Source organism: Aquabacter spiritensis, assembly GCF_004346185.1.
Taxonomy (GTDB): Bacteria; Pseudomonadota; Alphaproteobacteria; order Rhizobiales; family Xanthobacteraceae; genus Aquabacter; species Aquabacter spiritensis.
In genome coordinates this window covers 127,105-151,767 of record NZ_SMAI01000002.1, presented here as the reverse complement: position 1 = coordinate 151,767, position 24,663 = coordinate 127,105, and the positions used below count along the sequence as shown (strand labels likewise).

General features: G+C 69.9%; 22 protein-coding genes. 4 read left to right on the top strand and 18 right to left on the bottom strand.

Annotated elements, in window-relative coordinates; translation table 11 throughout:
• Window positions 1-52: 52 nt before the first annotated feature.
• Together EDC64_RS04960 and EDC64_RS04955 are read right to left on the bottom strand one after the other, a co-directional pair.
• Entirely contained in the window at window positions 53-1,093 is a 1,041-nt protein-coding gene (locus tag EDC64_RS04960; protein WP_132030147.1) for an Ldh family oxidoreductase, read from the bottom strand.
• A gap of 102 nt (window positions 1,094-1,195) precedes the next feature.
• Window positions 1,196-2,080: a VOC family protein gene (locus tag EDC64_RS04955; RefSeq protein ID WP_132030423.1), complete on the bottom strand. Its 885-nt coding sequence runs from the start codon at window positions 2,078-2,080 to the stop codon at window positions 1,196-1,198.
• A gap of 334 nt (window positions 2,081-2,414) precedes the next feature.
• On the opposite strand from EDC64_RS04955, the gene EDC64_RS04950 reads away from it, so the two are divergent.
• Window positions 2,415-2,936: a MarR family winged helix-turn-helix transcriptional regulator gene (locus tag EDC64_RS04950; protein WP_132030146.1), complete on the top strand. Its 522-nt coding sequence runs from the start codon at window positions 2,415-2,417 to the stop codon at window positions 2,934-2,936.
• 7 nt (window positions 2,937-2,943) lie between these two features.
• Here the strand turns inward: EDC64_RS04950 and EDC64_RS04945 are convergent, their stop codons facing one another.
• The 6 genes from EDC64_RS04945 to EDC64_RS04920 form a co-directional block, all read right to left on the bottom strand.
• Window positions 2,944-3,846 (bottom strand): alpha/beta hydrolase, encoded by a 903-nt coding sequence (locus tag EDC64_RS04945; protein ID WP_132030145.1) that lies wholly within the window; start codon window positions 3,844-3,846, stop codon window positions 2,944-2,946.
• Between the two features lie 82 nt (window positions 3,847-3,928).
• Window positions 3,929-4,978, bottom strand: coding sequence for a LolA family protein (locus tag EDC64_RS04940; protein ID WP_245504543.1), 1,050 nt, complete (start codon window positions 4,976-4,978; stop codon window positions 3,929-3,931).
• Between the two features lie 44 nt (window positions 4,979-5,022).
• On the bottom strand, window positions 5,023-7,578 hold the full coding sequence (locus tag EDC64_RS04935) for a DNA translocase FtsK (RefSeq protein WP_420808945.1): 2,556 nt from the start codon (window positions 7,576-7,578) through the stop codon (window positions 5,023-5,025).
• Window positions 7,579-7,591: 13 nt separating this feature from the next.
• Window positions 7,592-8,791 (bottom strand): aminotransferase class I/II-fold pyridoxal phosphate-dependent enzyme, encoded by a 1,200-nt coding sequence (locus tag EDC64_RS04930; RefSeq protein ID WP_245504542.1) that lies wholly within the window; start codon window positions 8,789-8,791, stop codon window positions 7,592-7,594.
• 188 nt (window positions 8,792-8,979) lie between these two features.
• Entirely contained in the window at window positions 8,980-9,948 is a 969-nt protein-coding gene (locus EDC64_RS04925) for a bifunctional riboflavin kinase/FAD synthetase (protein WP_132030143.1), read from the bottom strand.
• A gap of 87 nt (window positions 9,949-10,035) precedes the next feature.
• Complete coding sequence (locus tag EDC64_RS04920) at window positions 10,036-10,926, bottom strand: TIGR01459 family HAD-type hydrolase (protein ID WP_132030142.1); 891 nt, start codon at window positions 10,924-10,926, stop codon at window positions 10,036-10,038.
• Window positions 10,927-11,260: 334 nt separating this feature from the next.
• Here EDC64_RS04920 and EDC64_RS04915 point away from each other — a divergent pair, with 334 nt between their 5' ends.
• A complete protein-coding gene (locus EDC64_RS04915) occupies window positions 11,261-12,049 on the top strand; it encodes a hypothetical protein (RefSeq protein ID WP_132030141.1) in 789 nt (262 codons plus the stop codon).
• 15 nt (window positions 12,050-12,064) lie between these two features.
• Here the strand turns inward: EDC64_RS04915 and murD are convergent, their stop codons facing one another.
• The 3 genes from murD to EDC64_RS04900 form a co-directional block, all read right to left on the bottom strand.
• Window positions 12,065-13,453, bottom strand: a complete 1,389-nt coding sequence (gene murD, locus EDC64_RS04910; RefSeq protein WP_132030140.1) for a UDP-N-acetylmuramoyl-L-alanine--D-glutamate ligase — start codon at window positions 13,451-13,453, stop codon at window positions 12,065-12,067.
• Between the two features lie 130 nt (window positions 13,454-13,583).
• Window positions 13,584-14,501: a cation diffusion facilitator family transporter gene (locus EDC64_RS04905; RefSeq protein ID WP_132030139.1), complete on the bottom strand. Its 918-nt coding sequence runs from the start codon at window positions 14,499-14,501 to the stop codon at window positions 13,584-13,586.
• Window positions 14,502-14,643: 142 nt separating this feature from the next.
• Window positions 14,644-14,979: a hypothetical protein gene (locus EDC64_RS04900; protein WP_132030138.1), complete on the bottom strand. Its 336-nt coding sequence runs from the start codon at window positions 14,977-14,979 to the stop codon at window positions 14,644-14,646.
• A gap of 435 nt (window positions 14,980-15,414) precedes the next feature.
• Here EDC64_RS04900 and EDC64_RS04895 point away from each other — a divergent pair, with 435 nt between their 5' ends.
• Together EDC64_RS04895 and EDC64_RS04890 are read left to right on the top strand one after the other, a co-directional pair.
• Window positions 15,415-15,627 (top strand): hypothetical protein, encoded by a 213-nt coding sequence (locus EDC64_RS04895; protein ID WP_132030137.1) that lies wholly within the window; start codon window positions 15,415-15,417, stop codon window positions 15,625-15,627.
• Window positions 15,628-15,877: 250 nt separating this feature from the next.
• Window positions 15,878-16,090: a cold-shock protein gene (locus tag EDC64_RS04890; protein WP_132030136.1), complete on the top strand. Its 213-nt coding sequence runs from the start codon at window positions 15,878-15,880 to the stop codon at window positions 16,088-16,090.
• A gap of 296 nt (window positions 16,091-16,386) precedes the next feature.
• Here EDC64_RS04890 and mraY read toward each other — a convergent pair whose 3' ends face one another.
• The 7 genes from mraY to EDC64_RS04855 form a co-directional block, all read right to left on the bottom strand.
• Window positions 16,387-17,469 carry a phospho-N-acetylmuramoyl-pentapeptide-transferase gene (mraY, locus tag EDC64_RS04885; RefSeq protein ID WP_132030135.1) on the bottom strand — a complete coding sequence of 361 codons (1,083 nt, stop codon included), beginning with the start codon at window positions 17,467-17,469 and terminating at the stop codon, window positions 16,387-16,389.
• 4 nt (window positions 17,470-17,473) lie between these two features.
• Window positions 17,474-18,910, bottom strand: coding sequence for a UDP-N-acetylmuramoylalanyl-D-glutamyl-2,6-diaminopimelate--D-alanyl-D-alanine ligase (locus EDC64_RS04880; protein WP_132030134.1), 1,437 nt, complete (start codon window positions 18,908-18,910; stop codon window positions 17,474-17,476).
• The gene (locus tag EDC64_RS04875; RefSeq protein WP_132030133.1) at window positions 18,907-20,352 is read right to left on the bottom strand and encodes a UDP-N-acetylmuramoyl-L-alanyl-D-glutamate--2,6-diaminopimelate ligase; all 1,446 of its coding nucleotides are present in this window, start codon (window positions 20,350-20,352) and stop codon (window positions 18,907-18,909) included. Before EDC64_RS04875 ends, EDC64_RS04880 begins: the two co-directional genes overlap by 4 nt.
• A 73-nt stretch (window positions 20,353-20,425) precedes the next feature.
• Window positions 20,426-22,186: a peptidoglycan D,D-transpeptidase FtsI family protein gene (locus EDC64_RS04870; RefSeq protein WP_132030420.1), complete on the bottom strand. Its 1,761-nt coding sequence runs from the start codon at window positions 22,184-22,186 to the stop codon at window positions 20,426-20,428.
• A 221-nt stretch (window positions 22,187-22,407) separates the two neighbouring features.
• Complete coding sequence (ftsL, locus tag EDC64_RS04865) at window positions 22,408-23,076, bottom strand: cell division protein FtsL (RefSeq protein ID WP_132030132.1); 669 nt, start codon at window positions 23,074-23,076, stop codon at window positions 22,408-22,410.
• On the bottom strand, window positions 23,077-24,114 hold the full coding sequence (rsmH, locus tag EDC64_RS04860) for a 16S rRNA (cytosine(1402)-N(4))-methyltransferase RsmH (protein ID WP_132030131.1): 1,038 nt from the start codon (window positions 24,112-24,114) through the stop codon (window positions 23,077-23,079).
• Window positions 24,111-24,581: a division/cell wall cluster transcriptional repressor MraZ gene (locus EDC64_RS04855; protein ID WP_132030130.1), complete on the bottom strand. Its 471-nt coding sequence runs from the start codon at window positions 24,579-24,581 to the stop codon at window positions 24,111-24,113. The genes rsmH and EDC64_RS04855 overlap by 4 nt, the downstream gene beginning before the upstream one ends.
• Between the last annotated feature and the right edge of the window lie 82 nt (window positions 24,582-24,663).

Genomic DNA, 24,663 nt, shown 5'->3' with positions numbered 1-24,663 from the left:
GCATGGCGGCCGGACACGGCCGCCATGCCCCTTTCCGACCCTTTCCCCGGCCTCAGCCCGCCAGCGCCGCGAGATCCGCCATCAGCGCGTCGGGCACCGGCACGCCCTCGCGCAGCCGGGTCGCCATCAAAGCCTTGGAGCGCTCGCCGGGCAGGAGGATGTCCTCGACCCCGTCCTGGCGCGGCAGCGCCTTGATCGCGGCGCGCAGTGCCTCGACCTCGTCCGCGAACGCCTCCGGCGCGCCGAAGGCGGCGGGGTCCATCACCATGATCAGCGCGCTCGAGCCCCGGCCCGGCCCGTCGGGATCGGCGAGCGTCGGCACCAGAACCGGGGCGCCGGAGAGCATCCCGGTCAGCGCCTCGAACATCAGAGCGAGGCCCGACCCCTTCGGGCCGCCGAGCGGAAGCGGGATGACGCCGTCCCGCGCCCGCGTGGTCGGCTGGCCGTCTTTGTCCAGCGCCCAGCCTTCCGGGATCTCGGCATCGCGCGCCGCGAGCTGACGGAGCCGGCCGAACGAGGCGATGCTGGTCGCCATGTCGAGCAAAAGCGGCCCGCTCGGCCCGCCCGGCACCGCGATGGCGATCGGCCCCGTGGGCAGGCTCGCCACCTTGGCCCCGTGATAGGCCATGATCGGCTTGCCGGAGCAGATGACGAGCGCGGCGAGGCCCGCCTCCGCCGCGCGCAACGCGTAATAGCCGATCGCCCCGGTATGGGTGGTGCGGCGGACCATCGCGAAGCATCCGCCCTGGGTGCGGGCGCGGGCCACCGCGCGGTCGGTGGCGGCGACCATGGCGATCGGGCCGGCGGCGCGATTGGCGTCGAGAAGCAGCGTCGCCGGCAGCTCGCGCTCCACGGTCAGCTGTCCTTTCGGATCCAGCTCGCCGCTGCGCGCCATCTGGGCATACCAGGGCACGCGCACCACCCCATGGCCGTCCCGGCCGGTGAGATGCGACCAGATCAGCATGTCGGCCAAGGTCGCGGCGTCGGCGGCGCTCGATCCGAGGCGTGTGAAGATGCGGACCACGAGAGCGTGCAGGTGCGCGGGATCGCGCAAAGGCGCACCCCCCTTCGCCGGGGACGGGGTGTCGGTCATGGGACGTCTGGCCTCCGCTTGCGGGACACTGTTCGTTTCGGCCCCAGGCGGCACGCCACACCCGAGCGGTGCGCCCGCCGGGACGCGGATGACCGATGCCGATCAGTCCCGATGACCCGGCGGCGGCCCGTCGCCCCAGAGATTGACCGCGTTCTCCACGCTCCAAACCTTGGGGCGCTGCGGGCGGTCTCGGTGCCACGGGCGCGGATCATAATAGCCCAGCGCCTCGTTGGACATCGTATCGAGTTCCGTGAACAGCTCGATGATCTGCCCCTGCGGGTTGCGGTGATAGGTGAAGATGTTGTGGCCGATGCCGTGGCGGCCCGGCCCCCAGGTGAGCTTGTAGCCGCTGCGGGACAGCCAGTCGCAGGCCGACTGGACATGTGCCCAGTCCCGCAGCTCGAAGGCGAGATGGTGCATGCCGCGGCGGGGCGAGGCGATGAAGTTGCAGGTGTGGTGGTCCGGCCCGCAGCGCAGGAAAACGAAGAAATCCTCCATCCAATCGGCGACACGGAAGCCCAATATGTCGCGATAGAAGGCGACCGCCGCCTGGATGTCGGCGACGAAGAAAGCGATGTGACCGAGCTTCAGCGGCGCGATCGCCGGGCTGGGTGCGACACCGGCGCGGGACGGAGCGGCGGCGAACAGCTCGAGGCGGGTGCCGTTGCAATCGAGAAAGGTGAGCGCCTCGGGGATGCCGGGCTGGGGATCACGGCGGATCTGCGCGGCGATGCCGTGCCCCTCCAGCCGATGCGCGACGCCGGCGAGGCCCTCCCCCGCCGCGATTTGAAAGCCGAGCGCACGGCAGGCGGTCTGCGAGCCCGTGGCGAGGACGACGCAGGTTTCGCCGGCCGGGCTCGCGAGATGGATCGTGCCGGCGCTGCGCGCGACCTCGAAAAGACCGACCACCTGCACGTAATAGGCGGCGAGCTGATCCGGATCCGGGGTGTCGAATGCGGCATAGGCCAGGCGCTGGATCTCGATCATGGAACGCAACGACCCTCTCCCCCGCTGAGGCACTCGGTCAATTAAGTAACATTTGATAATTAATCAAGCCGCCGCCTCCGCCCCCTTTCCGCTGGGGCCATGCCGGGCGCGGATCGATCCCGCATCTCACGCTGCTGGAATGCGCCAAAGCGCTGTATCGTCCCGGCGCCGCCTTCGCTGCGCATCTCGAGACCGACATTGCGGAGAAGGCCCGGCTGCTCGCCACGCGCGATACCAAATGGTCGGCCCCGCGCGGCCGGCGCCGCCGCCTTCCGGCGGGCCCGGGATGGCTCTATGACGGACCGGTGTCGTTCCGCAGGGAGTCGCCCGGATCATGGTTTCCTCCCCGCCGCGCCGCAGCCGTCGCGCCGACGCCCAGGCCCGGACGCAGGCGCGCCTCGATGCCGCCGAGGCGGCGATGCGCACCGAGCTTTCCCTGCTCTGGCGAATCCATGTCCTCTCGTCTCTGATGGTGCGACGCGTCCAGGCCGATCCGAGCCTGCATTCCGGCCTGTCTCTGGTCGCCTGGCGGGTGCTGCTCACCCTGGTCCACGCCCCGGGTCTCTCCGCGCACGAGATCACCGCCCTGTGGGGCTTCGAGAAGATGGCGGTCAATCGCGGCGTCAGGGAGCTGACCGGGCGCGGCCTGATCGCCGGCGGGACCGACCCGCATGGCGGGCGGCGCATTCCCCTCACCGCGACCGAGGCGGGCGCCGCGCTGCACGCCGCCGCCTGGCCCGGCGCGGCGCACGATTATGCGGCGCTCGGGTCGGCGCTCTCCGCCGAAGAGCTTGCCACCCTGTCCGGCCTGATGGACAGGCTGATCGCCCGCGCCCGCGACGTCACCGGCGGATAACGTCCGATTATTGGGCGGTCACCGGAAAATACCGCGCGAGCCAGGCCCGGATCGCGCCCCAGACGCGCGGATTGTCTTCGGCGAACATCCAATGGTCGGCATCGCTGAACAGATGCAGTTCGGTCGGCTGGCGGGCGTGCTGGAACAGCGCGATCGACTGCTCGGTCGGCGTCACCGAATCCGACGCGCTGTGCAGCAGGAGGAGCGGGCGCGGCGCGATCTGCCCGACCACGTCGTCGGCGGTGAAATCGAACATGCTCTGCACGGTCTCGGCAGGGAATTCCTGGAGCGCATTGGCCGGCCAGAGCTTCACCTGCTGCTGCGCCATCGTGTCCTTCAAATGGGTCGGCACGGGCACGATATCCTCCCGCGCCACCATCAGCGACCGGCCATGGGCGGCGCGGTATTTCGGCCCGTCCGCAAGGATCTTCTGGAACCGCGCCCAGGCCTCGGGCGTCGCGTGCTGGCCGCGGAACTTGCGCGCGCCATTGCCCCAGCCGCCGTTCGAGATCACCGCCGCGATGCGCGGGTCGACGCCCCCGGCATAGCAGGCCACCGCGCCGCCGAAGCTCGTGCCGACCACCGCGATGCGGGCGGGATCGACGCCCGTCTGGCCCGCGAGAAAGGTCAAGGCGTTGGAGGTGTCGGCGACCTGTTCGAGGCAGATCACCCGGCCGCGCTCGCCGCCGCTGGTGCCGCAGCCGCGCATGTCGAAGCGCAGCGTGACATAGCCGAGCGCATTGAGGAGCCGGGCCGGTCCCATCACATTGCCGGATTCCTTGGTGCTGCCGAAACCGTGCAGGACCAGGAAGGCGCCGCGCGGCGCGCCCTCCGCCAGGTCGTCGGGGACGCTGACCACGCCCGACAGGTCGAGGCCGTCGGAGGGGATCGTTACCGGATACTCGGCCATGGCTCCTCCCGGCGCGCTCCGCGGCGCGTTCGAGAGTCGAATATCATCTGTGGTTCAATTTGCAATCAGGCCCGCCGGGGCGTCATTGCAGCATGCGCTCGAAATTGATCACGAACAGCTTCGGGTCGGGGCGGGCGGAATAATTGAGGTTCGAGATCGCCACCGAGGTGTCGTAGCCCTGCGGATCGGTGACGATCCACTGGCGCAGCGTGTAATCCTTGGCGTCGAACAGCAGCATGAGCTTATAGGTGCCCAACATCGGCACCTTCTCCTCCATCACCACCGTGACATAGAGATTGTCCTGATAGGCGCCCACGACGTGCGGGTCGCGCGCGAGGTCGGTGCGCTCGGCGAGCAGGAAGCGCAGCGGCGTCTGGGACAGAGGCGTGATGTCCTGGGTGTTGAGGTTGCGGTCGCGCACCGCCACCGACTGGCCGTTGGAGATCAGCTCGAGCGGCACCGGGGCATCGTATTCGAACCGCACGCGGCCCGGCTTCTGCATGTAGAAATCGCCGGTCTTGCGCGAGCCGTCCGGATCGACCTGCACGAATGTGCCCGAGAGCATCTGCACCCGGTTCCAATAGTCCGAGACCCTCTGCAACGTGTCGCCCGCGGCCCGGTTCTGGTCGCGCTGCGGCGCCGCGACGGTCGCCGGCAGCGCCGGGCTCGCAGCGAGTTGGGTCGGCGGCGGCAGGGTCTGGGCCGGAGCCGCATTGGCGCTGGCCGGCCGGGGGGCCGGCATCGGGATCGGCGGCGCGGCGATGACGGGGGGTGCGGCGCGGGTCTCCGCCGGGACGGAGGCGGCCGGCGCGGCCTGCAGCGCGACCGGCTGGATCGTGGCCGGCTGTGACGCGGCCGGTTGCGCCGGGGCGGCGGGGCGCGACGCCGGCGGCGACGCGGAAGACGGCGGCAGGAAGATCACCTGCGGCGAAAACATCTGGGACAGGGTCGGCTGCGCCGCGCCGGGAATGTCGGCGCGCGGCCGCAGGACCTCGCCGGGCGGCAGCAGGACGCCCTGCGCGCCGGCGGATCCCGCCGACGCGGCGGCCGCGAGGACGGCGAAGACGAGCGATGCGGCGGCGCGCGCGGTCATGGTGCGGTCTTCCAGGCGGGACAAGCGTGTCACGGTCACCGATCCCTCCTAAGCCGCGCCTATGGCGAACCTGTGGCCCCGCCTCACTCGGCCGCCGCTTCGGGCATCAGGATCTCCCGCTTGCCCGCATGGTTGGGGGCGCCGACCAGGCCCTCGCGCTCCATCCGCTCCACCAGCGAGGCGGCGCGGTTGTAGCCGATCTGAAGTCGGCGCTGGATGTAGGAGGTCGAGCACTTCTTGTCGCGCACGACCACGGCCAGCGCCTGGGAATAGAGGTCCTGCCCCTCCTCCCCGAAACTGCCTTTGTCGAACACCGCCTGATCCTCGTCCTCCGCGCTGCCCTCGTCGAGATCGGCGGTCACCGCCTCGACATAAGACGGCGCACCCTGGGTCTTGAGGTGCCGCACGATGCGCTCGACCTCGTCGTCGGACACGAACGGGCCGTGGACGCGGCTGATCCGCCCGCCGCCCGCCATGTAGAGCATGTCGCCTTGGCCGAGCAGCTGCTCGGCGCCCATCTCGCCGAGAATGGTGCGGCTGTCGATCTTGGAGGTCACCTGGAACGACACGCGGGTCGGGAAATTCGCCTTGATGGTGCCGGTGATCACGTCCACCGAGGGGCGCTGGGTCGCCATGACGAGGTGGATACCGGCGGCGCGGGCCATCTGAGCAAGGCGCTGGATCGCGCCCTCGATGTCCTTGCCCGCGGTGAGCATGAGATCGGCCATCTCGTCGACGATGACGACGATGTACGGCAGCGGCGAGAGATCCATCTCCTCGCGCTCGTAGATCGCCTCGCCGGTCTCGTGGTCGAAGCCGGTCTGCACGGTGCGGGCGATGCTCTCGCCCTTCTTCTCCGCGTCGACGATGCGGGCATTGAAGCCGTCGATGTTGCGCACCCCGAGCTTCGACATCTTCTTGTAGCGGTCCTCCATCTCGCGCACCGCCCATTTGAGCGCGACCACCGCCTTCTTCGGGTCGGTCACGACCGGGGCGAGCAGATGGGGAATGCCGTCATAGACGGAGAGTTCCAGCATCTTGGGATCGACCATGATGAGCCGGCACTGCTCCGGCTTCAGCCGGTAGAGCAGCGACAGGATCATGGTGTTGATGGCGACCGACTTGCCGGACCCGGTGGTGCCGGCGACCAGCAGATGCGGCATGCGCGCGAGGTCGACGATCACCGGCTCGCCGCCGATCGTCTTGCCGAGCGCGATCGCCAGCTTGTGGCCGCTTTCGGAAAAGTCCGAAGTGGCGAGGAGTTCGCGCAGCAACACCTTCTCGCGCTTGGCATTGGGCAGTTCGATGCCGATCGCGTTGCGCCCCGGGACCACCGCGACGCGCGCCGAGATCGCGCTCATCGAGCGGGCGATGTCGTCGGCGAGACCGATCACGCGGGAGGATTTGATGCCCGGCGCCGGCTCCAGCTCGTAGAGGGTGACGACCGGGCCGGGCCGCACCTGGATGATTTCGCCGCGCACGCCGAAATCGTCGAGCGTGCCCTCCAGAAGGCGCGCCGTTTCGTTCAGTGCCTCCGGGCTCATCGCGGGAGCCTTGGCGGGCGGCGGCGGGGCGAGCAAAGCGAGGTCGGGATGCTGGTAGACGCCCGGGCGGCCGCGCGGCGGCGGCTCGTCGGACCGGGCCATGCGGCTCGCGGGGGACGCTTTGCGGGGCGGCGCAGGCGGCGGCGGCGCAGCGGCGAAGGCGCGCTCCTCCTCTTCGTAGAGCGGAATTGGATCGGCGGCGATGACGCCGCGCTCCGGCACCTGCGGCGCGAAGGCCCCGCCGAGGCGCGGCTCGACCCGCCCCTGGGGCGAAACCGGGGGCGGAGGCGCGGCGAACAGGCCGCTCATCGCGCGCCGCGCGAGGCCGGGCTCCGCCGCGCGCCGGTCGCGGCGCGGGAACAGGCGCGCTTTGGCCGAGAGCAGCGTATGGGTCAGCGCGCCGAGCGAAATGGCGCGGCGGTCGCGCGCATCCTCGGCATCGAAATCTTCGTCCGCGTCGGGATCGGTCTCGGCCTCGGCCCGGGCCGCGCCCGCCGCCGGGCGGCTGATCCCGAAATAGAGGCCGGCAAGGCCGAAGAGAAAGCCCGCCGCCCCGATCGCCACGGCATCGAGGGTGCGCACCTCGCCGCCGCGCACCAGTCCGGCAATGCGCAGGAAGAGATCGCCGATCGCCCCGCCGAGACCCGCCGGGATCGGCCAGGCCGGAAGCGCCGGCAGCGCGCCGAGAAAGGCACAGATCCCGAGCACCCCGACCGCGAGCGCCCCCGCCCGCAGCCGCTCGCGGCGCAACGGGCGCGCGGTCAGCAGCCGCCAGCCCCAGAAGGCCAGCGACAGGAGCAGAGCCAGCGATCCGAGCCCGAGCAATTGCATCAGCAGATCGGCGACGATGGCGCCGGGCCGGCCGAGCAGGTTGTTCACCTCCGCCTGGCTGGCATTGGACAGGCTCGGATCGGTCGCCGACCAGGTGACCATGGCGGCAAGGCAGAACAGGCTGAAGCCGAGCAGCGCCGTGCCGGCGATCTGGCTGGAGCGGCGGCGCAAGGCCCGGCGGGCGCTCTCCGGCAGAAAGTCCATGCCGAAGCCCGGCGGCCGGAGCGCGAGGGGCGATGCGGGGCGGCGGCGGGCGGCGGGCATCGGCGCGTCTCCTTCAGCTCAGCCCGGCGAGGAGGCGGTCCAGCACCTCCCGGCAGGTTTCGAGATCGTGAACCAGGGCCACGCGGATATAAGGCGCGCCGGGATTCTGGCCGGTCGCATCGCGGCGCGCGAGATAGCCGCCGGGGACGACGCGCAGGCCCTGCTCGGCCCATAGCCGCAGCGCCGCCGCCTCCCCGCCGCCGGCCGCGCCGACGTCGAGCCAGAGGAAGAAGCCGCCGGCCGGCCGCTCATAGCCGAACCGCCCGGCCAGCACCCTGTCGGCGAGGTCGAACTTTTCGCGATAGAGCGCGAGCGAGGCCGCGACATGGACCTCGTCGGCATAGGCCGCGATGCCCACCGCCTGGAGCGGCTCGGGAACCTGGGGCGAGGCGACCCAGCGAAAGGCGAGGAACGCCTTCAAGAAATCGGCATCCCCGGCGCAGAAGCCGCAGCGCAGGCCCGGCAGAGAGGAGCGCTTGGACAGCGAATTGAACGCCACCACGCCGGAATAATCGCCACCGCAGGCTTCCAGAATCCCGGCCGGCGGCGCATCGCCGAGATAGATTTCCGAATAGCACTCGTCGGAAAACAGCAGCGCGCCATGCGCGCGGGTGAGCGCCACCAGCCGCGCGAGATAGGCGCGCGAGGCGATCGCGCCCTGCGGATTGGCGGGCGAGGCGATGAACACCGCGACGGTGCGCGCCAGCAGCGCCGGGTCGAGGGCGTCGAGGTCGGGCAGCCACCCGCTGGCGCGGGTGGTCGGCATCACCACCGCCTCGCACCCCGCCAGCTCTGCACCGGCGGCATAAGCGGCGTAGAAGGGATTGGGCAGCAGCATGACGGGCGGCCCGGCGCGCTCGGGCGCGAGGCGCCGCGCGATCGCCGCGGCGGAGACGAGGCCCTCGCGCGACCCGTTCAGCACCAGGATTTCCCGCTCGGGATCGAGCGGGCGCGGCAGGGCGTAGCGCCGGTCGAGCCAGCCGGCGACCGCCTGGCGATAGGCGGGCAGGCCTTCGGCACGGGGATAGCGGGCGAACCCGCCCACGGCCCCGGCCAGCACGTCCGGCACGAAATCCGGCATGGCGTGCTGCGGCTCGCCCACGGCGGCGCTCAGCGCCGGCCGGCCCGGCTCCGTCCCTGCGAGCAGCGCCGCGAGGCGCACGAAGGGGGAGCGGCGGTCTTCGGCGGGGGAATCGGCAGCGGGCGCGGGCATCGTCTCTCTGTCAGGATCGCGCCGACGATGCCGCATCTCGGTTAAGAGCAGCCTAATTCCGCCGCCTGCCCGCGCTCGGGGCCTGATCCGATCAGGTTGAACCAACCGGATCGGTAAATCCGTCTCTAATGATATGTTGGAGAACGCGTTTTCCGATCGACTTGCGATGCGAGCCGATCGGCGCGTGCTCAGCCGGAAAACCGCTCCGGCTGTGCGAGAATCTCCCGGGCGGCGGCGGAATCCGCGTCCATCTGGACGATGAGCGCGTCGACGCTGTCGAACTTCAATTCCGGCCGCAAATAAGCGTGGAACGCGACTTCCAGCGTCCGGCCATAGAGATCGCCGGAAAAATCGAACAGATGGACTTCGAGCAGGGCGGCGCCGTTGTCGAAGGTCGGGCGCCGGCCATAGCTCGCGACCCCGTCATGGGCCGCGCCGTCGAAATGGACCCGCACGGCATAGATGCCGAAGGCGAGTTCGGTGCCCGGCGGCAGCACGATATTGGCGGTGGGATAGCCGAGGAGACGACCGCGCTTCTCGCCGTGAACGACCGTTCCGTCCACCGACCAGGCCCGGCCCAGCATGTGCGCGGCATGGCCGACCTGGCCGGCGGCGAGCGCGTTGCGAATCGCCGTCGAGGAGATCGGATCCCCCTCGTCCCGCATCGGCTCCACCACCGCCACCGGGAAGCCGAGCCGCGCCCCCTCCGCGGCGAGGAAAGCCGGGGATCCCGCACGGCCGCGGCCGAAGTGAAAGTCGAAGCCGACGACGATGCCGGTGACACCGAGATGGTCGATCAGGATGTCGGAGAGGAAATCCTCCGCCGTGATCGCCGCCAAGGCGGCGTCGAACGGCAGCACGATGGCGCCGTCGAGGCCGGCGCGGGCCAGATGCACCAGCTTGCGCGGGCCGGGCGTGAGGCGGAACAGGGTGCGGTCGGGCTGGAAGAAGCTGCGCGGGTGCGGCTCGAAGGTCAGCGCCGCCGCCGGCCGGCCGAGATCGCGCGCCATCCGGCGCGCCGCCTCGATCACCGCGAGATGACCGCGATGCACCCCGTCGAAATTGCCGATCGCCAAAACCGGCCGCAGCAGAGCCGGCGGCAGGGGCGCGAGGCCCGCGACGATGGGGAAATCAGGCGGATCGACGGAACAGGACATCGGCAGATCGGGCCGGAGAGGGGCGGGCGACGCCACCCTTCGCGCAGGCCTCCGCAAGCGTCAAGCGGCGCGCGCCCGCGCCGGCGCTCACCAGGCGAGACGCGGCATCACGCCGCGCGGGTGGGCATGGCCGGAAAACAGGTTGGCGAGCGCCTCGAGGCTCGGCTCGGCGCCCTCCTGGGCGTTCAGCTCCTCGGCATGGATGCCGGAGGCGATGAACAGGCTGTCGAAGCCGGCGGCGGTGGCGCCGATAATGTCGGTCCGCAGGGCATCGCCGATGCACAGCACCCGGCCTTCGCCCACCGGACCGCCGCGCACCGCGGCGGCCTCCGCCAGAGCGGTTTCGTAGATCGGGCGGTGCGGCTTGCCGCAATAATGCGTCCGGCCACCCATTTCGTCATAGAGTTTGGCGATCGCCCCGGCGCAATAGACCAGCTTGGCGCCGCGCTCCACCACCAGATCGGGATTGGCGCAGACGAAAGTGAGATCGCGCGCGTGCATGTCGGCGAGCCGCTCGGCATAATCGAGCGGCGTCTCGGTCTCATCGTCGAACAGGCCGGTGCAGACCACGAGTTCGGCCGCACTCAGCGGCCCGACGACGAGGTCGAGCCCGTCGAACGTGCCGATGTCGCGCGGCGGGCCGAGGTGGAAAATCTGCACGCCGGGGCGGGCGGCGAGCACCGACCGGGTCACGTCGCCCGACGTGACGATCCGGTCATAGGCGCCGCGCGGCACGCCCAGCCGGTCCAGCATGGTGACGATGAAGCCCGAAGGCCGCGGCGCATTCGACACCAGGATGACGCTCGCCCCGCCTGCGCGGGCGCGGCTCAGCGCGTCGCAGGCGGCGGGAAAGGCGGTCAGGCCGTTATGCACCACGCCCCAGACGTCGCACAGGATGAGGTCGTAGCCCTCCGCCAGCTCGGCGAGCCCCGCGACCCGCTGCGGCGCCACGAAGGCGGTGTTCTCTTCCTGCACCATAGGCCGGCTCCCGTTTCGGACCGGGAGGAGGTGCCATGCCCGGGCGGCGGGAACAAGGCTTTTGCCGCCCGTGCGTCACCGGGCCGGCCCACCCCGAATCGGGGCCCACCCACCGTCTCGCGCTCCCAAACCGCCCCATATCCAAGGGTCGAGGGCGACACCCTCGCGATCGATCTGCAGGATCTGCATGGAGTTCCGGTGCGCCCCTGCGCCGCGCCTGGCGTTTTTTGGCCGCGAGGCGCGCGCCCCTTCCGTGGATCGCGTCGCGCTCATAATGTCCGCCCGAACCGATACGTTCACGCTGCGCTGTGGCCGGCGTGCCGGAGGAGGGGATATGAAAGCTTGGCTCTTCGGCGGGATCGCTCTGGCTGCATCGGCCCTGAGCGCGCTCGCGCAAACGCCCGCACCGCAAGCATCCGCACCACAAACGGCAGCGCCGCAGACGCCCGCCGCGCCACCCGCGCCGGCGGCGGCCGTGCAGGCGGCGGCCGTGCAGGCGGCCTCCGCGCCGCGCCCGGAGCTGCGGGATGCCCGCTATTGCGAGATCCTGCCCATCCTTCTCTCGCTGCGCGGGCTCGAGGCGACCGTCTACAGCACGATCGGCCACAATGACTGCCCGCAGGCGGCCTGGGCGGGACTGTCGGAACCCGCCTTGCGCAAGCAGTTCGGCGCCGTCACCGTGATCATGAACGGGCCGCGCCATTTCCTCATGGACCGCATCATCCCGAAGGGCGCAACCGCCAAGGGCGAACTCCTGACGCTGAACGGCATCACCTTCGAGAGCCGGGCGGAGGTCAAGCTCTCGCTTTTCGAACTGCAGGAAAAGCCCTATTCCGAGCACACGATCGACCGCGAGACGGTCTACCAGTTCGATGCCGGCAAGCCGACCTTCCAGCTCAAGGCGCCCGACGGGACGGTCTATGTGATGCAGGCCTATGCGCAGATCGTCGACCCGACCTTGTCCTATGCCGATCTGCCCAAGCTCGGCGAACGGCTGAAGCCGCCCGCGGGCTGGACCTATTCGGCCGTCACGCCGGCCGATACCCTGCTGCTGAAGGCGGAGGGCAAGGCGACGGTGATCCAGGACGAACTGAAGAACACCTATCAGAAGCTCGTCCCGTGAGGCGGTGACGGGCGCTCAGCCGATGCCCGGCAGCGCCCGCACGAGGGCGCGGAAGGCGTCGCCCCGCGCCTCGAAATTGGCGAACTGATCGAACGAGGCGCAGGCCGGCGAGAGCAGCACCACGGCCTGCGCGCGCCCCGCCGCGGCGGCGTCCCGCGCGGCGGCGGCGAGCGCGGCCTCCAGCGTCCCGGACAAATCGTGCGGCACGTCCGCGAGGGTGCGGGCGAAGTCCGGCGCCGCCTCGCCGATCAGATAGGCCTTGCGGATCCTGGGGAAGAGCGGCGCCAGCGGGGCGATGCCGCCGGCCTTCGCCTTGCCCCCGGCGATCCAGAACACGTCGTCGAAGGATGACAGCGCGCGCTCCGCGGCATCGGCATTGGTCGCCTTGCTGTCATTGACGAACAGCACGCCGTCCTTGCGGCCGACCTCCTCCATGCGGTGGGCGAGCCCCGGAAAGCTGCGCAGCGCGACCAGGATCACCTCCGGCGCGAGGCCGAGCGCGCGCGCCGCCGCGAAGGCCGCCGCCGCGTTCTGGGCGTTGTGGACGCCGCGCAGCGACGCGATGCCGGCGAGCGGAAGCCGGAAGCTCTCGGCCCCCGCCGCGCTTACCACGAGGTCGGTGCCGTCGCGCCAGACGCCGTCGGCGAGCGGACGGGTCACCGAGATCCGCACGACATGGGTCCCGGCCCGCTCCGCCCGGTCGGCGATCGCGACCGAAAAGGCGTCGTCCACCCCGATCACCGCGCTGCCGCCGCGCTCGACGCCGGCGATGAGCTGCTCCTTGATCGCGGCATAGGCCTCGATCGTGCCGTGGCGGTCGAGATGGTCGGGCGTCAGGTTGAGATGGATTCCGACCGAGGGATCGAGGCTCGGGGCGAGGTCGATCTGGTAGGAGGAGCATTCCACCACATGCACCCGCCGGCCGGCCGGCGGCGCGAGCGCGAGGATGGGGATGCCGATATTGCCGCCCATCTGGACGTCGCGCCCGCCCTTGCGCAGCAGATGCGCGAGGAGGGCCGTGGTGGTCGACTTGCCGTTGGTGCCGGTGATGGCGGCGAACGGGGAGTGGCGGGCGTGCGCCCTGCGCTCGCGGCAGAACAGTTCGATGTCGCCGATCACCTCGATCCCGGCCTCCCGCGCCCTCCGCACCGTCCAATGCGGCTCCGGATGGGTGAGCGGCACGCCCGGCGACAGAACCAGCGCGGAAAATGTGCGCCAGTCCGCGGTCTTCAGATCGCCGAGCGGGAGCCCCGCCGCCTCGGCCTTGGCGCGGCCGGCGGCGCCGTCATCGTCGGCGACGACCCGGGCGCCGCCTTCGATCAGCGCCTGCGCGGTGGCGAGGCCGGAGCCGCCGAGCCCGAACACGGCGACGGTGCGGTCGTTGAAGCTGGAAACGGGAATCATGGCGGTGCCGGCGCGACAAGGAAGCTACCGGAGACGTAGAGCGCGCGCGGCGCGAAGGGAAGATCCCCCGCAGGCCGGCCGCGCGGCGCTCCACGAAATCCTCGCCGCGTCGGTCGCGGAGCGCCCGGCCTTACAGCGCCCGGGGCACCACCGTCACCACCGCGCCTGGAATGAGCGCGACCACCGCCCCCTTCACCGCGTCCGCGACCGCCTGCACATCGGCCATGGTCCGCTCCGGGCCGAAGCCGAGTTCGATCTCGACATGAGGCGTGTTGCCCGAGAGGCGCGAGCGAACGGCGAACAGGCTGTCATAGGCCTCGAAATGGGCCGCCAGCGCGCGGTTGATGCGCTGCTGCTGATGCTCCTCCAGGGTGCGGTCAAGCAGTGAGGGCAGGGCTTCGCGCCACATCGCGACCGCGAGCTGGAGCATGACGAAAGCAACGAAGGCCGAGCCCGCCACTTCGGCGATATGACCGATCGGCCCGCCTTGGAACACGAGATTGACCAGCAGCGCGATCAAGACCAGCACCGAGGAGACGAGCTTGGCGAGGCGCGTTCGCACCTGGCCGGTCAGGATCACCGAGCCGCCGTCGCGCCCCGCCAGCCACAAGGCGCGGAACACCACCGCGTTCTGGACCAGGTTCGCAGCGCCCACCGCCGCGGCGAATGCGAGCCCGAGCCCGGCCTGGTCGGGCGGATGGAACCAGCGATAGGCCGCGCCGACCGCGACGGAGACACCCGCCAGCCCCATCGCCGTGCCGATCCCGGCATTGGCGAACTGTTCCAGCTTGCCGGCGCCGTAATCGAAATCGTGGGTGCGCCCACGCTGGATCCGCATCAGCAGGAGCAGCAGCAGGAATTCGAGCATCACCAAGAGCAGCGCGCGCACGCCCTCGGCGAGGATCATCAGCGAATTGGCCCAGAGGCCGGTGGCGAACAGGCCCGCGATCAGGACCAAATCGGACAGGGCCGCCAGCAGCATCGACCGCTCGCGGGCGCGGGCGGCAGGATCGAGCGGAGGCGCGAGCGCAGCGGAGGGATGGGACATCGGAGGATCCGGCACGGAGCGACGCGCAGAGCCTCGCAACTTTCCGGTCGGGTTTCCAGGCAAACCCCGCGCCGCCTGGCAGGTCGAACGGAGCGGCGGCCGGGGAGAGACGAAGCGGACCCCGGCGACGCGCCGGACCGGATCAGACTTTGGCCGGCTGGCGCTTCCGCGCGGGGTCGGCGGCCGGCTTGGCGGCGGCCGAAGTGGTTTTCCGCACGGCCTTGGGCGGCGTCACGCCGGCCTTTTCGTTGGCTCTGGCACTGGTCTTGGCGGGGGCCTTGGCGGTCTTGCCTTCTGCGGCCTCGGCCGACATGGCGCTCTGGTGCGCCTCGCGCAGCGCCTTGAGGCGTTCCGTCTTCGTCCGCATCAAGTCGCCCTCGGACTTGTAGCGGTCCATCGCGACCGCGACCGATTCCTCGATCTGCCGGCGGCGCTCGGAGGTGGAGAGGGGCTTGGGACGCTGTTCGGCGGGACTCATGGGAATATCCGATGCAATTCGCGGGCGGTAAGCCGCGGCACGGAGGAAGGCCGTGGCCGGCGCTCCGCAAAGCGGCCCGGACTCACGCGGCGTTCGATCACGCACCCAGCGGGTCGCAGTCCGACCATGGCTTTGGCGGCATTATCTCCCGCTCGGCCAAAAATTGAAAGGAAAAAAACCCCGACCGAAAACAGGAGCGGAAATATTTCGGGCATATTCGATCGCGATCGGAGCGTTTTTCGATGCCGCGCGAGACTTTCGCCAAGTTTTTTCAGATCGCGCGTCCCCCGCACATCATTTGACCATCTTTGTCGGCACAATGTGACGCGCCGGTCGTGGGGTCTCCGCCCGCGAGGCAGGATTCGATAGCCCGCCCCACGCGGCATCGAATGCTCTGGACGGCCCCTGGCGGTCCAAACGAAAGATCAAGACTGAATGCCAAGCTCAAAATTCCGCCTGGGTTCGCGGGTCCTGCTGAACCGTTCCGCCGCCTATCGCTCGGCCGCCACCGAGTTCGAAATTGTCGGCCTGATGCCGACGGAGCACGGCGAATGCCGCTACCGGCTGCGCTCGTCCCAAGAAGCTTTCGAGCGCGTGGCGGAGGAAAGCCAGATCGAGGCGGTCACGTCCACGGCGAATGAGAGCTGACGGCTTCATTTGACCGAGGTCATTTGACCGGCTGCGCGGCGCGGGATTTCACGCCATCGTAATAAAAATAATAAAAATTGACTTCTGTCTGCAAACTCTTCATCTTCCGACGGTCGATCCCTGATCAGATGAATTGTCTGCGCGAATACGAAGCTTTCTGCTGAAGTCTCCCGCCGAGAATATCCGATTTCGACAATCCGCAGATTGGTTTTGCGGGCACCTATTCAATATCTAAACGAAAGGGTTTCCCATGACTACGGGAACCGTCAAGTGGTTCAATTCCGAAAAAGGCTTCGGCTTCATCGCCCCTGAGGGCGGCGGCAGCGATGCTTTCGTGCATATCAGCGCTGTGGAGCGCGCCGGCCTGCCCGGTCTGCACGAAGGCCAGAAGATCGGTTTCGATCTCGTCGCCGACCAGCGCAGCGGCAAGATGTCCGCCGCGAACCTCAAGGTCATCGACTGATTTCGCGCTGGCGACGCCCTGCGTCGCCGGCAGAGCCCGCCTGGATCGGATTGGTTTCCAAGCCCGATCCGGCGGCTCAAGGCCCGCCACCCGCGCCGATCCACGTCGGCGCCGGTCGAACGGCCCGCAAACATGGCCTCGCTCCTGGAAGGGACGCGAGGCTTTTTCATGTCCGGACCCGCAGGTTCAAGCCCGCCGCGGCGCACGTTCCGCCGAATGACGCGGTTGGGCGACGCGATCGGCGCTCCCGCGCGTGCGAGCCGCAGCCTCCGGGGATCTGCCGTCCGCCGCCAGGTTCAGCGCAGCTTCAGAGTGGCGAGGCCGAGCAGCGCCAGCACGACCGAGACGATCCAGAAGCGGATCACCACCTGGCTCTCGGTCCAGCCCAATTGCTCGAAATGGTGGTGGATGGGCGCCATCTTGAACACCCGTTTGCCGGTGAGGCGGAACGAGATCACCTGCACGATCACCGACACCGCCTCGAGCACGAACAGGCCGCCGATCACCGCCAGCACGATCTCGTGCTTGATCGCCACGGCGGTCGCGCCGAGCAGGCCGCCCAGCGCTAGAGAGCCGGTATCGCCCATGAAGATCTGCGCGGGGGGCGCGTTGAACCACAGGAAGCCCAGCCCGGCGCCGATGATCGCGCCGCACAGCACCGCGAGTTCGCCCGCCCCCGCCACGTAATGGATCTGCAGATAATCCGAGAACACCACATTGCCCGAGAGATAGGTGACCACGCCGAACGATCCGGCGGCGATCATCACGGGGACGATGGCGAGCCCGTCGAGGCCGTCCGTGAGATTGACCGCATTGCCCGCCGCGACGATCACGAAGGCGCCGAACAGAACGAAGAACCAGCCCAGATCGAGCATCAGGTCCTTGAAGAAGGGGAAGGCGAGCGAGGAGGACAGATCGGCACGGCCCACATGCATGAAGGCGACGACCGCAAGCCCGCCGATCAGAAATTCGGCGGCGAGGCGCGCCTTGCCGGAAAAGCCGGCATGGGTCTGCTTGGTCACCTTCAGATAATCGTCGTAGAAGCCGATCATGCCGAAGCCGAGCGTGACCCCGAGAACCACCCAGACATAGGGGTTGGACAGATTCGCCCAGAGCAGAGCGGCGACGAAGAGCCCGGAGAGGATCATCAGCCCGCCCATCGTGGGCGTGCCCTTCTTCAGAAGATGCGATTGCGGCCCGTCGGAGCGGATCGGCTGGCCCTTGCCCTGCCGCACCCTGAGCGCCGAGATGATCGAAGGCCCGAACAGAAAGACGAACAGCAAGGCGGTGACGATCGCCCCCCCGGTCCGGAACGTGATGTAGCGGAACACGTTGAGGCCGGGGAAGACATCGCTGAGTTGCGAGAGCCACTGGAGCATCGGACTATCCTTCGAGCAACGCCCCGTCGGGGGCGCGGAAGCGCTCCCCAAGCGCCTTCACCAGCGGCCCCATGCGCGAGCCGTTGGATCCCTTCACCATCAGCGTGTCGCCCGGGCGCATCGCTGCGGCGAGCATCGGCACCAAAGTGTCGGATGCTGGCGCATAGCCTCCCCGACGGTCCGCTGGCAAGGCGTGCCACAGCCCGCGCATCAGCGGCCCACAGCAGAACACGAGATCGATGCCGCCGGCGGCGATCGGCGCCGCGAGGTCGCGATGATGCGCGGGGCCGTCTTCGCCCAGTTCCAGCATGTCGCCGAGCACCGCGATGCGGCGGCCGCGCGGCCCGACCGGGGTGCGGCTGAGCACGTCGAGGGCGGCGCGCATGGAAGCCGGATTGGCGTTGTAGCTCTCGTCCAGCAGGGTGGCGCTGCCGCCGGGCAGAGAAAGTTCGACCGGGACGCCGCGTCCGGGCGGCGGCTTCAGCCGCGCCAGAGCAAGTCCGGCGAGGGCGATGTCGGCGCCGAGCAGGCGGGCGGCGGCGAGAACCGCGAGCACGTTCTGCACGATGTGCCGGCCGGGCATGCCGACCTTGAGCGTCACCCGGGTGCCCAGGACCTCGGCGACCAGCGTCGAGCAATGGGCCTTGAGGCAGAGATCCACCAGCCGGGCATCGGCCTGCGGTGCCGCGCCGAACGTCACCACGTCGAGCCCACGGGCCGCCGCGGCCGCGGCGAGGCGGGCGAAATGCGGGTTGTCGAGATTGAGCACCGCCGCGCCGCCGGGCTCGACGCCCGCGAAAATCTCCGCCTTGGCGTCGGCGATGGCCGCGATGCCGGAGAATTGGGCGATATGGACGGGTTCCACCGTCGTCACGACGGCGACGTGCGGGCGCACCATTTGAACCAAAGGCGTGATCTCGCCGGGATGGTTCATGCCGATCTCGAACACGCCGTAGCGCGCCGTGCGCGACAGGCGGGCGAGCGAGAGCGGAACCCCCCAATGATTGTTGTAGGAGGCCGCCGAGGCGTGGGTTTCGCCGTCCGCCGAGAGCGCGAGGCGCAGCGCCTCCTTGGTCGTGGTCTTGCCGACCGAGCCGGTCACTGCGGCGATCCGCGCCGCCGACCGGGCGCGCGCCGCCTTTCCGGTCGCGACCAGCGCGTCGAGCACGTCCGCGACGACGAGGAGCGGCGCATCCGGGGCAAAGCCGTCCGCTTTGTCGCGCGCCACCACGGCGAGGGCCGCCCCGTTCTCCAGGGCGCGGCCGACATAAAGATGTCCGTCGCTGGCGTCCCCGGTGATCGCGAAGAAGGCGTCGCCCGGCGCCAGCGTGCGGGTGTCGATCGAGACGCCGGTGATCGCACCCGGCACGCCGCGCACGGTGCCCGACGTGGCCGCCGACAATTCGGCGATGTCGTGGAGCGGAGTCCCGGTGGTGGTCATGGGGCTTGCTCTCCCAATGCGGCGAGAACCGCCGCCGCGTCCGAGAAGGGAAGGATGCGGTCGCCCACGATCTGGCCGGTTTCATGACCCTTGCCGGCGACCACGAGCGCATCCCCAGGTTGAAGCATCCGCACGGCGGCGTCGATAGCCGCGGCGCGGTCGGCGATGTCCAGCGCGCCGGGCGCCGCGGCCAGGATTTCGGCGCGGATCGCGGCGGGATCCTCGCTGCGCGGATTGTCGTCGGTCACGATCACGACATCCGCACGCGCCGCCGCGATCGCCCCCATCAGCGGGCGTTTGCCCCGGTCGCGGTCGCCGCCGCAGCCGAACAGGCAGACGAGGCGCCCGGGCACCGCCGGCCGCAGCGTGTCGAGGACGGCGGCGAGGGCTTCGGGCTTATGAGCATAATCGACGAAGACCAGGCGGTCCGGGTCGCGCCCGACCCGCTCCATGCGCCCCGGCACGCCGGGCAGCGTGGCGAGCGCGGCGAACACCGGCTCGGCCGCCTCGCCGAGCGCAAGCGCGAGGCCGGCCGCGAGCAGCGCATTGTCGGCCTGGAACGCGCCGATCAGCGGCAGGGCGATGTCGCGCCCGCCGGCCAGCCGGATCCGCTGCCCTGCCCCGTCCGGGACGATCTCGACGACGTCGATATCGCCGGCCGGCCCGATGGCGAAGGTCCTCAGCCCGCGGGTGAAGGCGACGGCGAGCGTATCCGCGCCATAGGGCGCGGTGCGCACGGCGACGGCCGGCGCACCCTCGGGAAGCAAATCGGTGAACAGACGCAGCTTGGCGCGGTAATAGGCCTCGACCGTCGGGTGATAGTCGAGATGGTCGCGCCCGAGATTGGTGAAGCCGCCGGCCGACAGGCACACGCCGTCCAGCCGGAACTGGTCCAGCCCGTGCGAGGAGGCTTCGAGCGCCATGTGCGTGACCCCCGTCGCGGCCAGCCGGTCGAGGGTTTCGTGCAGGTCCACCGGATCGGGCGAGGTGAGCCCGCCATAGACCGCCCCTTCCGGGCCGATCAGGCCCAGCGTGCCGAGATAGGCGGCACGCCGGCCGAGATGGGCGAAGATGTGCCGCAGAAAGAAGGCGACCGAGGTCTTCCCCGCGGTGCCGGTCACCGCGGCGATGATCTGCGGCTGGCGCGGATATAGGCGGGCGGCGCCGAGCGCGAGCGCGCGGCGCGCATTGAGCGTGAAAGCGAGGGGAAACTCGCCGGCGGGCGGCGCCCCGGTCGGCTCCATGAGGACGGCGCCGGCCCCCCGTGCCACCGCGTCCGGGATGAAGCGGGTGCCGTCGGCCTTGGTGCCGGGGATCGCGACGAACAGCGTGCCGGGCCCGACTTTGCGGCTGTCGGCGGTGATCGCGGAGATCGGGGCGCCGGCATCGCCGCGCACGAGGCGGCTATGGCCCGAGAGGAGGGCGCCGAGCGGAAGTGTCATGGCCTCGGCCCGCTCCGCCTTACAGGTCCGCGCGCCGGGCGCGGACGGATCCGGGTTTCGCCGCGCGTCGGCCTCACCGCCGGTCCGCCACCTTCTGCGCCGGTTCGGAGGCGCGCAGAATCTGTTCGGCATTCGGCAGGTTCTGGCGCGGCATCACGCCGAGCATCGGGGCGATGCGCTCGATGATCTTCCCCGACGTCGGCGCCGCGTTCCAGCCGGCGGTGGCATAACCGTGGGTCTCCGGCAAAGCCTGCGGCTCGTCCAGCATGACGAGAACGAGATAGTGCGGCCGGTCCATCGGGAAGACGGCGGTGAAAGAGGTGAGCAACTTGTTCTTGGCGTAGCGGCCATTCACCACCTTTTCGGCGGTGCCGGTCTTGCCGCCGACCAGATAACCCGGCACTTCGGACTTTCCGGCCGTGCCCTTCTCGGCATTGAGGCGCAGCAGATAGCGCATCTTGTCCGAGGTTTCGGGCTTCAGCACGCGGACCGCCACCTTCTGCGCTTCGGCCTCGTTGCGCTTCAGGAAGGTCGGCGGGATGAGATAGCCGCCATTGACCATCGAATTGACCGCCATCACCGCCTGCAGCGGGGCGACCGACAAACCGTGGCCGAACGCGATCGTCGCGCTGTTCAACTCTCCCCAGCGCCGGGGCACGATCGGCTCGGAGCTTTCCGGCAGCTCGGTACGCAGCCGGTCGAGCTGCCCCATCTTCCTGAGAAAGGCCTTGTGCGCCTCGACGCCGAGCGACAGCACCATTTTGGCGGTACCGACGTTCGAGGAAACGAGGAAGATCTCCGGCACGGTGAGAACCCGGTTCTCGGCGTGATAATCGTTGATCTTGAAGCGTCCGAACGAGAGCGCGCCGCGCGCGTCGAACGAGGAATTGAGGCCGATCCGGCCGGAATCGAGCGCCATGGCGAAAGACAGCGCCTTGAAGGTCGATCCCATCTCGAACACGCCGGTCGTGAGGCGGTTGAGATAGGCGTCGTCCTTCGGATTGCCGCCGATATTGGGGTCGAAATCCGGCAGCGAGACCATCGCGATGATCTCGCCGGTGCGCACGTCGGTGACGACGCCCATCGCCGCTTTGGCCTTGAATTTGTCCTTGGCCCGCATCAGTTCGTCGCGCACGGCATTCTGCACGCGCACGTCCATCGAAAGCTGGACCGGCTCCTGCTGGCGGTCGACGGCGAGCCCGGCGAGGTGCAGTTCGGACAGGCCGTTGCCGTCGATATATTTCTCGAGCCCGGCAATGCCCTGATTGTCGATGTTCACGCCGCCGAGGACATGCGAGATGGTCGGGCCGTCGGGATAGACGCGGCGGTTCTCGCGGACGAAGCCGATCCCGGGCAGGCCGAGGCGATAGATGGCGCGCTGCTGGGACGGGGTGATCTCCCGCTTCAGCCAGGCGAAGCCCTTGCCGGAATTGAGCCGGGCCCGCGCTTCCGCGACATCGAGGTCCGGCAGCACTTTCAGCAGCCCCTCCAGCGCCTCGTCCGGATCGATCAGCCGGCGCGGCTCGGCGAACAGCGAGGGCGACTTCACATCGATGGCGAGAATGTCGCCGTTGCGGTCGACGATGTCCGGGCGCGCCGACGCCACGGCATCCGATCCGCCGCCGCGCCCGCCATTGGGGTCGGCGACGATGCCGAGAAAGGTCAGCCGGCCGGCGATGGCGACGAAGATCAGGCAGAAGGCCAGCACGATCAGCTTGAGCCGGGCGCGTGTGACGGTCTCGGCGTCCTGCCGGTCGAGGCCGAACAACGCCCGCACCAGGCCGATGGCGAAGCGGATCGCGAAGCGCACCAGGCCGACGGCGAAGCGGAGCATCCCCATGATCACGCCATGGATGATGCGCGCCACGCGGTGCGTGAGGCCGAGATAGACCTCGGCGACCGCGCTCAGGATCGCCGTCACGATGCGCAGCAGGAGCCTGCCGAGAAAGCCGAACACGATCCGCACCGGCCGCGGCACCGCGACCGCCGGGAGGCGCAGATGCGGCAGGCGGATCGGAGACAGGCGGGGAACGGGCATGGTCATGCGTCTGGCTCTCATTGCCCGCTGGAGGGAACGACGGGACCGAAAAAGCTGCCGATGCCGCGCAGCAGGCCTTCGACCGGGGTCGCGGCGGCGGACGGCGGCGCGGCGGCGACCGGCGGCGCGGAGACCGCCGGCGGCGGAACGGAGCGCGGCGCAGCAGCGGCGGCGGCCGGGCGGGGCGGAAGCGCCGTGCCGGCGGCCGGCGGCGGCTTCGGCGTGCTCACGGGCGCCGAGGCGGGCCGCAGCGCGGATGTCGCCGGCAGAATTGCGGCGCCGCCATTGGCGGCGGCCGACGGCGAGGCCGACGCGGCGGGCGGCCGGTCGGGCTTGCCGATCGAGGAGGTGACCAGCGGCGCATCGGAGAGCGCCTCGATCATGCCGCCGATGCCGTCACTTCCGCCCGCCGGCTTCTCCGGCAGATCGTCGAGCATCGACATGGCGTCCGTGCCGAGCACCTGGAGGTCGAGATGGCGCTGCACCAGGCCCTGGATGTAGAGCGGCGACGTGCGCCGCGCCCATTCGGCGCGCATCACCGCGATCGCGTCGCGCTCGGCGCGGATCGACTGTCGCAGATGCGCGAGCCGCTCGGCATCGGCCGTCGAGGCGTATTTCACCTGATAGACCGCGGCCGCGGTCACGAGCAGCGCCACGACCATGACGAGGTTGGCGATGCGAAACATTCAGCTCCATCTCCGCCCACGGCGTTGCAATTGCTTCGGGCGCAGGCCCGAAAGGTCGTCCTCCCCGTGGGCCGGGGCCTCGGTGCGCTCGGCGGCCCGCAGCTTGGCGGAGCGCGCGCGGGGATTGGCCGAGACTTCTTCGGATCCCGCCTCCACCATCCCCTTCGCGAGAAGGCGGAAGGATGGGGCGGGTCCCGTGGCCAGAGGCTGGTGGCGCGAGGAGGACGGTGCCTTGCTCCGATGTGCCAGAAAAGTCTTAACGATCCGGTCTTCGAGCGAATGGAAGGTGACGACGACGAGACGCCCGCCGGGGCGCAGGGCCCGTTCGGCGGCGGCCAAAGCGTCGACCAGTTCGTCGAGTTCGCCGTTCACCGCGATGCGCAGCCCCTGGAAGGTGCGGGTGGCGGGATGCATCTCGCCCGGCTTGGTGCGCACGACCCGCGCGACGATGTCGGCAAGCTGCCCGGTGCGCACGATCGGCGCCTCGGCGCGCGCCTGAACGATGGCCCGGGCGATCGGCCGCGACAGGCGCTCCTCGCCGAGCGTGTAGATGATGTGGGCGAGTTCGACCTCTTCCAGCTCCGCCACCAGATCGGCGGCGGACGGCCCGTCGCCGCCCATCCGCATGTCGAGCGGCCCGTCGCGGCGGAACGAGAAGCCGCGCTCGGCCTGATCGAGCTGCATCGAGGAGACGCCGATGTCCAGCACCACCCCGTCGAGCGGCGCGAAGCCGAGGGTCTCGGCCAGCACGTCGAGGCTGGAGAAGCGATCCTCGGCCAGAACCAGCCGGCCATTGGACGCCGCGACGAGATCGGCGCCCGCTGCGATGGCGGTGGGGTCGCGGTCGATCGCGAGCAGCCGGCAGTCCGCCGCCGCCAGGATCGCCCGGCTGTAGCCTCCCGCGCCGAAGGTGCCGTCCACATAGGTGGCCGCATCCTTCGGCGCGAGGTGCGCGAGAACCTCGGCAAGCATGACGGGAAGATGACGGGCCGGTCCGCCTGCGGCGTCGGTGGGCCCGACCCCGCGGCCCGTTTTCATCCCTTGCTGCCTCCATTCTCCGCTCCGGAGCCGAGCGAACGTCGTAACTGCCGCACCTTCTCGGTGGCCTCCGCGAGATGGGCACGCAGACGTTCGGGCTCCCAGATCCTGAATTTGTGGCCGAGCCCCACGAAGGCCACCTGGTCCGTGATGGACGCATGCGCCTTCAGGGTTTCGGTGAGGGCGATCCGGCCTTCCGAATCGACCTTCAATGTCTCGCTTGTGCCGTACAAGGCGGCCGCCAGTTCCTCGCGCGCTTCCGAATAGGGGGGATAGCGCGCGATCAAGGTGTCGATCTCCTCCAGCAGGCGCGAGCCGCCGGCATCCAAAGCCGGCTCCGCGAGGCTCGGATGGCAGTACAGCGCGTCCGCCCCGTCGCGCGCCAGCACGCCGCGATACGGCGCCGGGACCGAGACCCGGCCCTTCGCGTCGAGGCGCATGGTGTAGGTGGACACGAAGCGGTCCATGACGCGCGCGCTGCCCCTCCTGCCCGATGGAACATCCCACACGGCCGGAAACCACCCCTGGCTGCGCCGAACGCGACGCGGA

Bases quoted from the DNA above. Each gene is read 5' to 3' on its own strand.
- EDC64_RS04960 (WP_132030147.1), bottom strand. From the start codon at position 1,093: ATGACCGACACCCCGTCCCCGGCGAAGGGGGGTGCGCCTTTGCGCGAT.
- EDC64_RS04955 (WP_132030423.1), bottom strand. From the start codon at position 2,080: ATGATCGAGATCCAGCGCCTGGCCTATGCCGCATTCGACACCCCGGAT.
- EDC64_RS04950 (WP_132030146.1), top strand. From the start codon at position 2,415: ATGGTTTCCTCCCCGCCGCGCCGCAGCCGTCGCGCCGACGCCCAGGCC.
- EDC64_RS04945 (WP_132030145.1), bottom strand. From the start codon at position 3,846: ATGGCCGAGTATCCGGTAACGATCCCCTCCGACGGCCTCGACCTGTCG.
- EDC64_RS04935 (WP_420808945.1), bottom strand. From the start codon at position 7,578: ATGCCCGCCGCCCGCCGCCGCCCCGCATCGCCCCTCGCGCTCCGGCCG.
- EDC64_RS04930 (WP_245504542.1), bottom strand. From the start codon at position 8,791: ATGCCCGCGCCCGCTGCCGATTCCCCCGCCGAAGACCGCCGCTCCCCC.
- EDC64_RS04925 (WP_132030143.1), bottom strand. From the start codon at position 9,948: ATGTCCTGTTCCGTCGATCCGCCTGATTTCCCCATCGTCGCGGGCCTC.
- EDC64_RS04920 (WP_132030142.1), bottom strand. From the start codon at position 10,926: ATGGTGCAGGAAGAGAACACCGCCTTCGTGGCGCCGCAGCGGGTCGCG.
- EDC64_RS04915 (WP_132030141.1), top strand. From the start codon at position 11,261: ATGAAAGCTTGGCTCTTCGGCGGGATCGCTCTGGCTGCATCGGCCCTG.
- murD (WP_132030140.1), bottom strand. From the start codon at position 13,453: ATGATTCCCGTTTCCAGCTTCAACGACCGCACCGTCGCCGTGTTCGGG.
- EDC64_RS04905 (WP_132030139.1), bottom strand. From the start codon at position 14,501: ATGTCCCATCCCTCCGCTGCGCTCGCGCCTCCGCTCGATCCTGCCGCC.
- EDC64_RS04900 (WP_132030138.1), bottom strand. From the start codon at position 14,979: ATGAGTCCCGCCGAACAGCGTCCCAAGCCCCTCTCCACCTCCGAGCGC.
- EDC64_RS04895 (WP_132030137.1), top strand. From the start codon at position 15,415: ATGCCAAGCTCAAAATTCCGCCTGGGTTCGCGGGTCCTGCTGAACCGT.
- EDC64_RS04890 (WP_132030136.1), top strand. From the start codon at position 15,878: ATGACTACGGGAACCGTCAAGTGGTTCAATTCCGAAAAAGGCTTCGGC.
- mraY (WP_132030135.1), bottom strand. From the start codon at position 17,469: ATGCTCCAGTGGCTCTCGCAACTCAGCGATGTCTTCCCCGGCCTCAAC.
- EDC64_RS04880 (WP_132030134.1), bottom strand. From the start codon at position 18,910: ATGACCACCACCGGGACTCCGCTCCACGACATCGCCGAATTGTCGGCG.
- EDC64_RS04875 (WP_132030133.1), bottom strand. From the start codon at position 20,352: ATGACACTTCCGCTCGGCGCCCTCCTCTCGGGCCATAGCCGCCTCGTG.
- EDC64_RS04870 (WP_132030420.1), bottom strand. From the start codon at position 22,186: ATGCTCCGCTTCGCCGTCGGCCTGGTGCGCTTCGCGATCCGCTTCGCC.
- ftsL (WP_132030132.1), bottom strand. From the start codon at position 23,076: ATGTTTCGCATCGCCAACCTCGTCATGGTCGTGGCGCTGCTCGTGACC.
- rsmH (WP_132030131.1), bottom strand. From the start codon at position 24,114: ATGAAAACGGGCCGCGGGGTCGGGCCCACCGACGCCGCAGGCGGACCG.
- EDC64_RS04855 (WP_132030130.1), bottom strand. From the start codon at position 24,581: ATGGACCGCTTCGTGTCCACCTACACCATGCGCCTCGACGCGAAGGGC.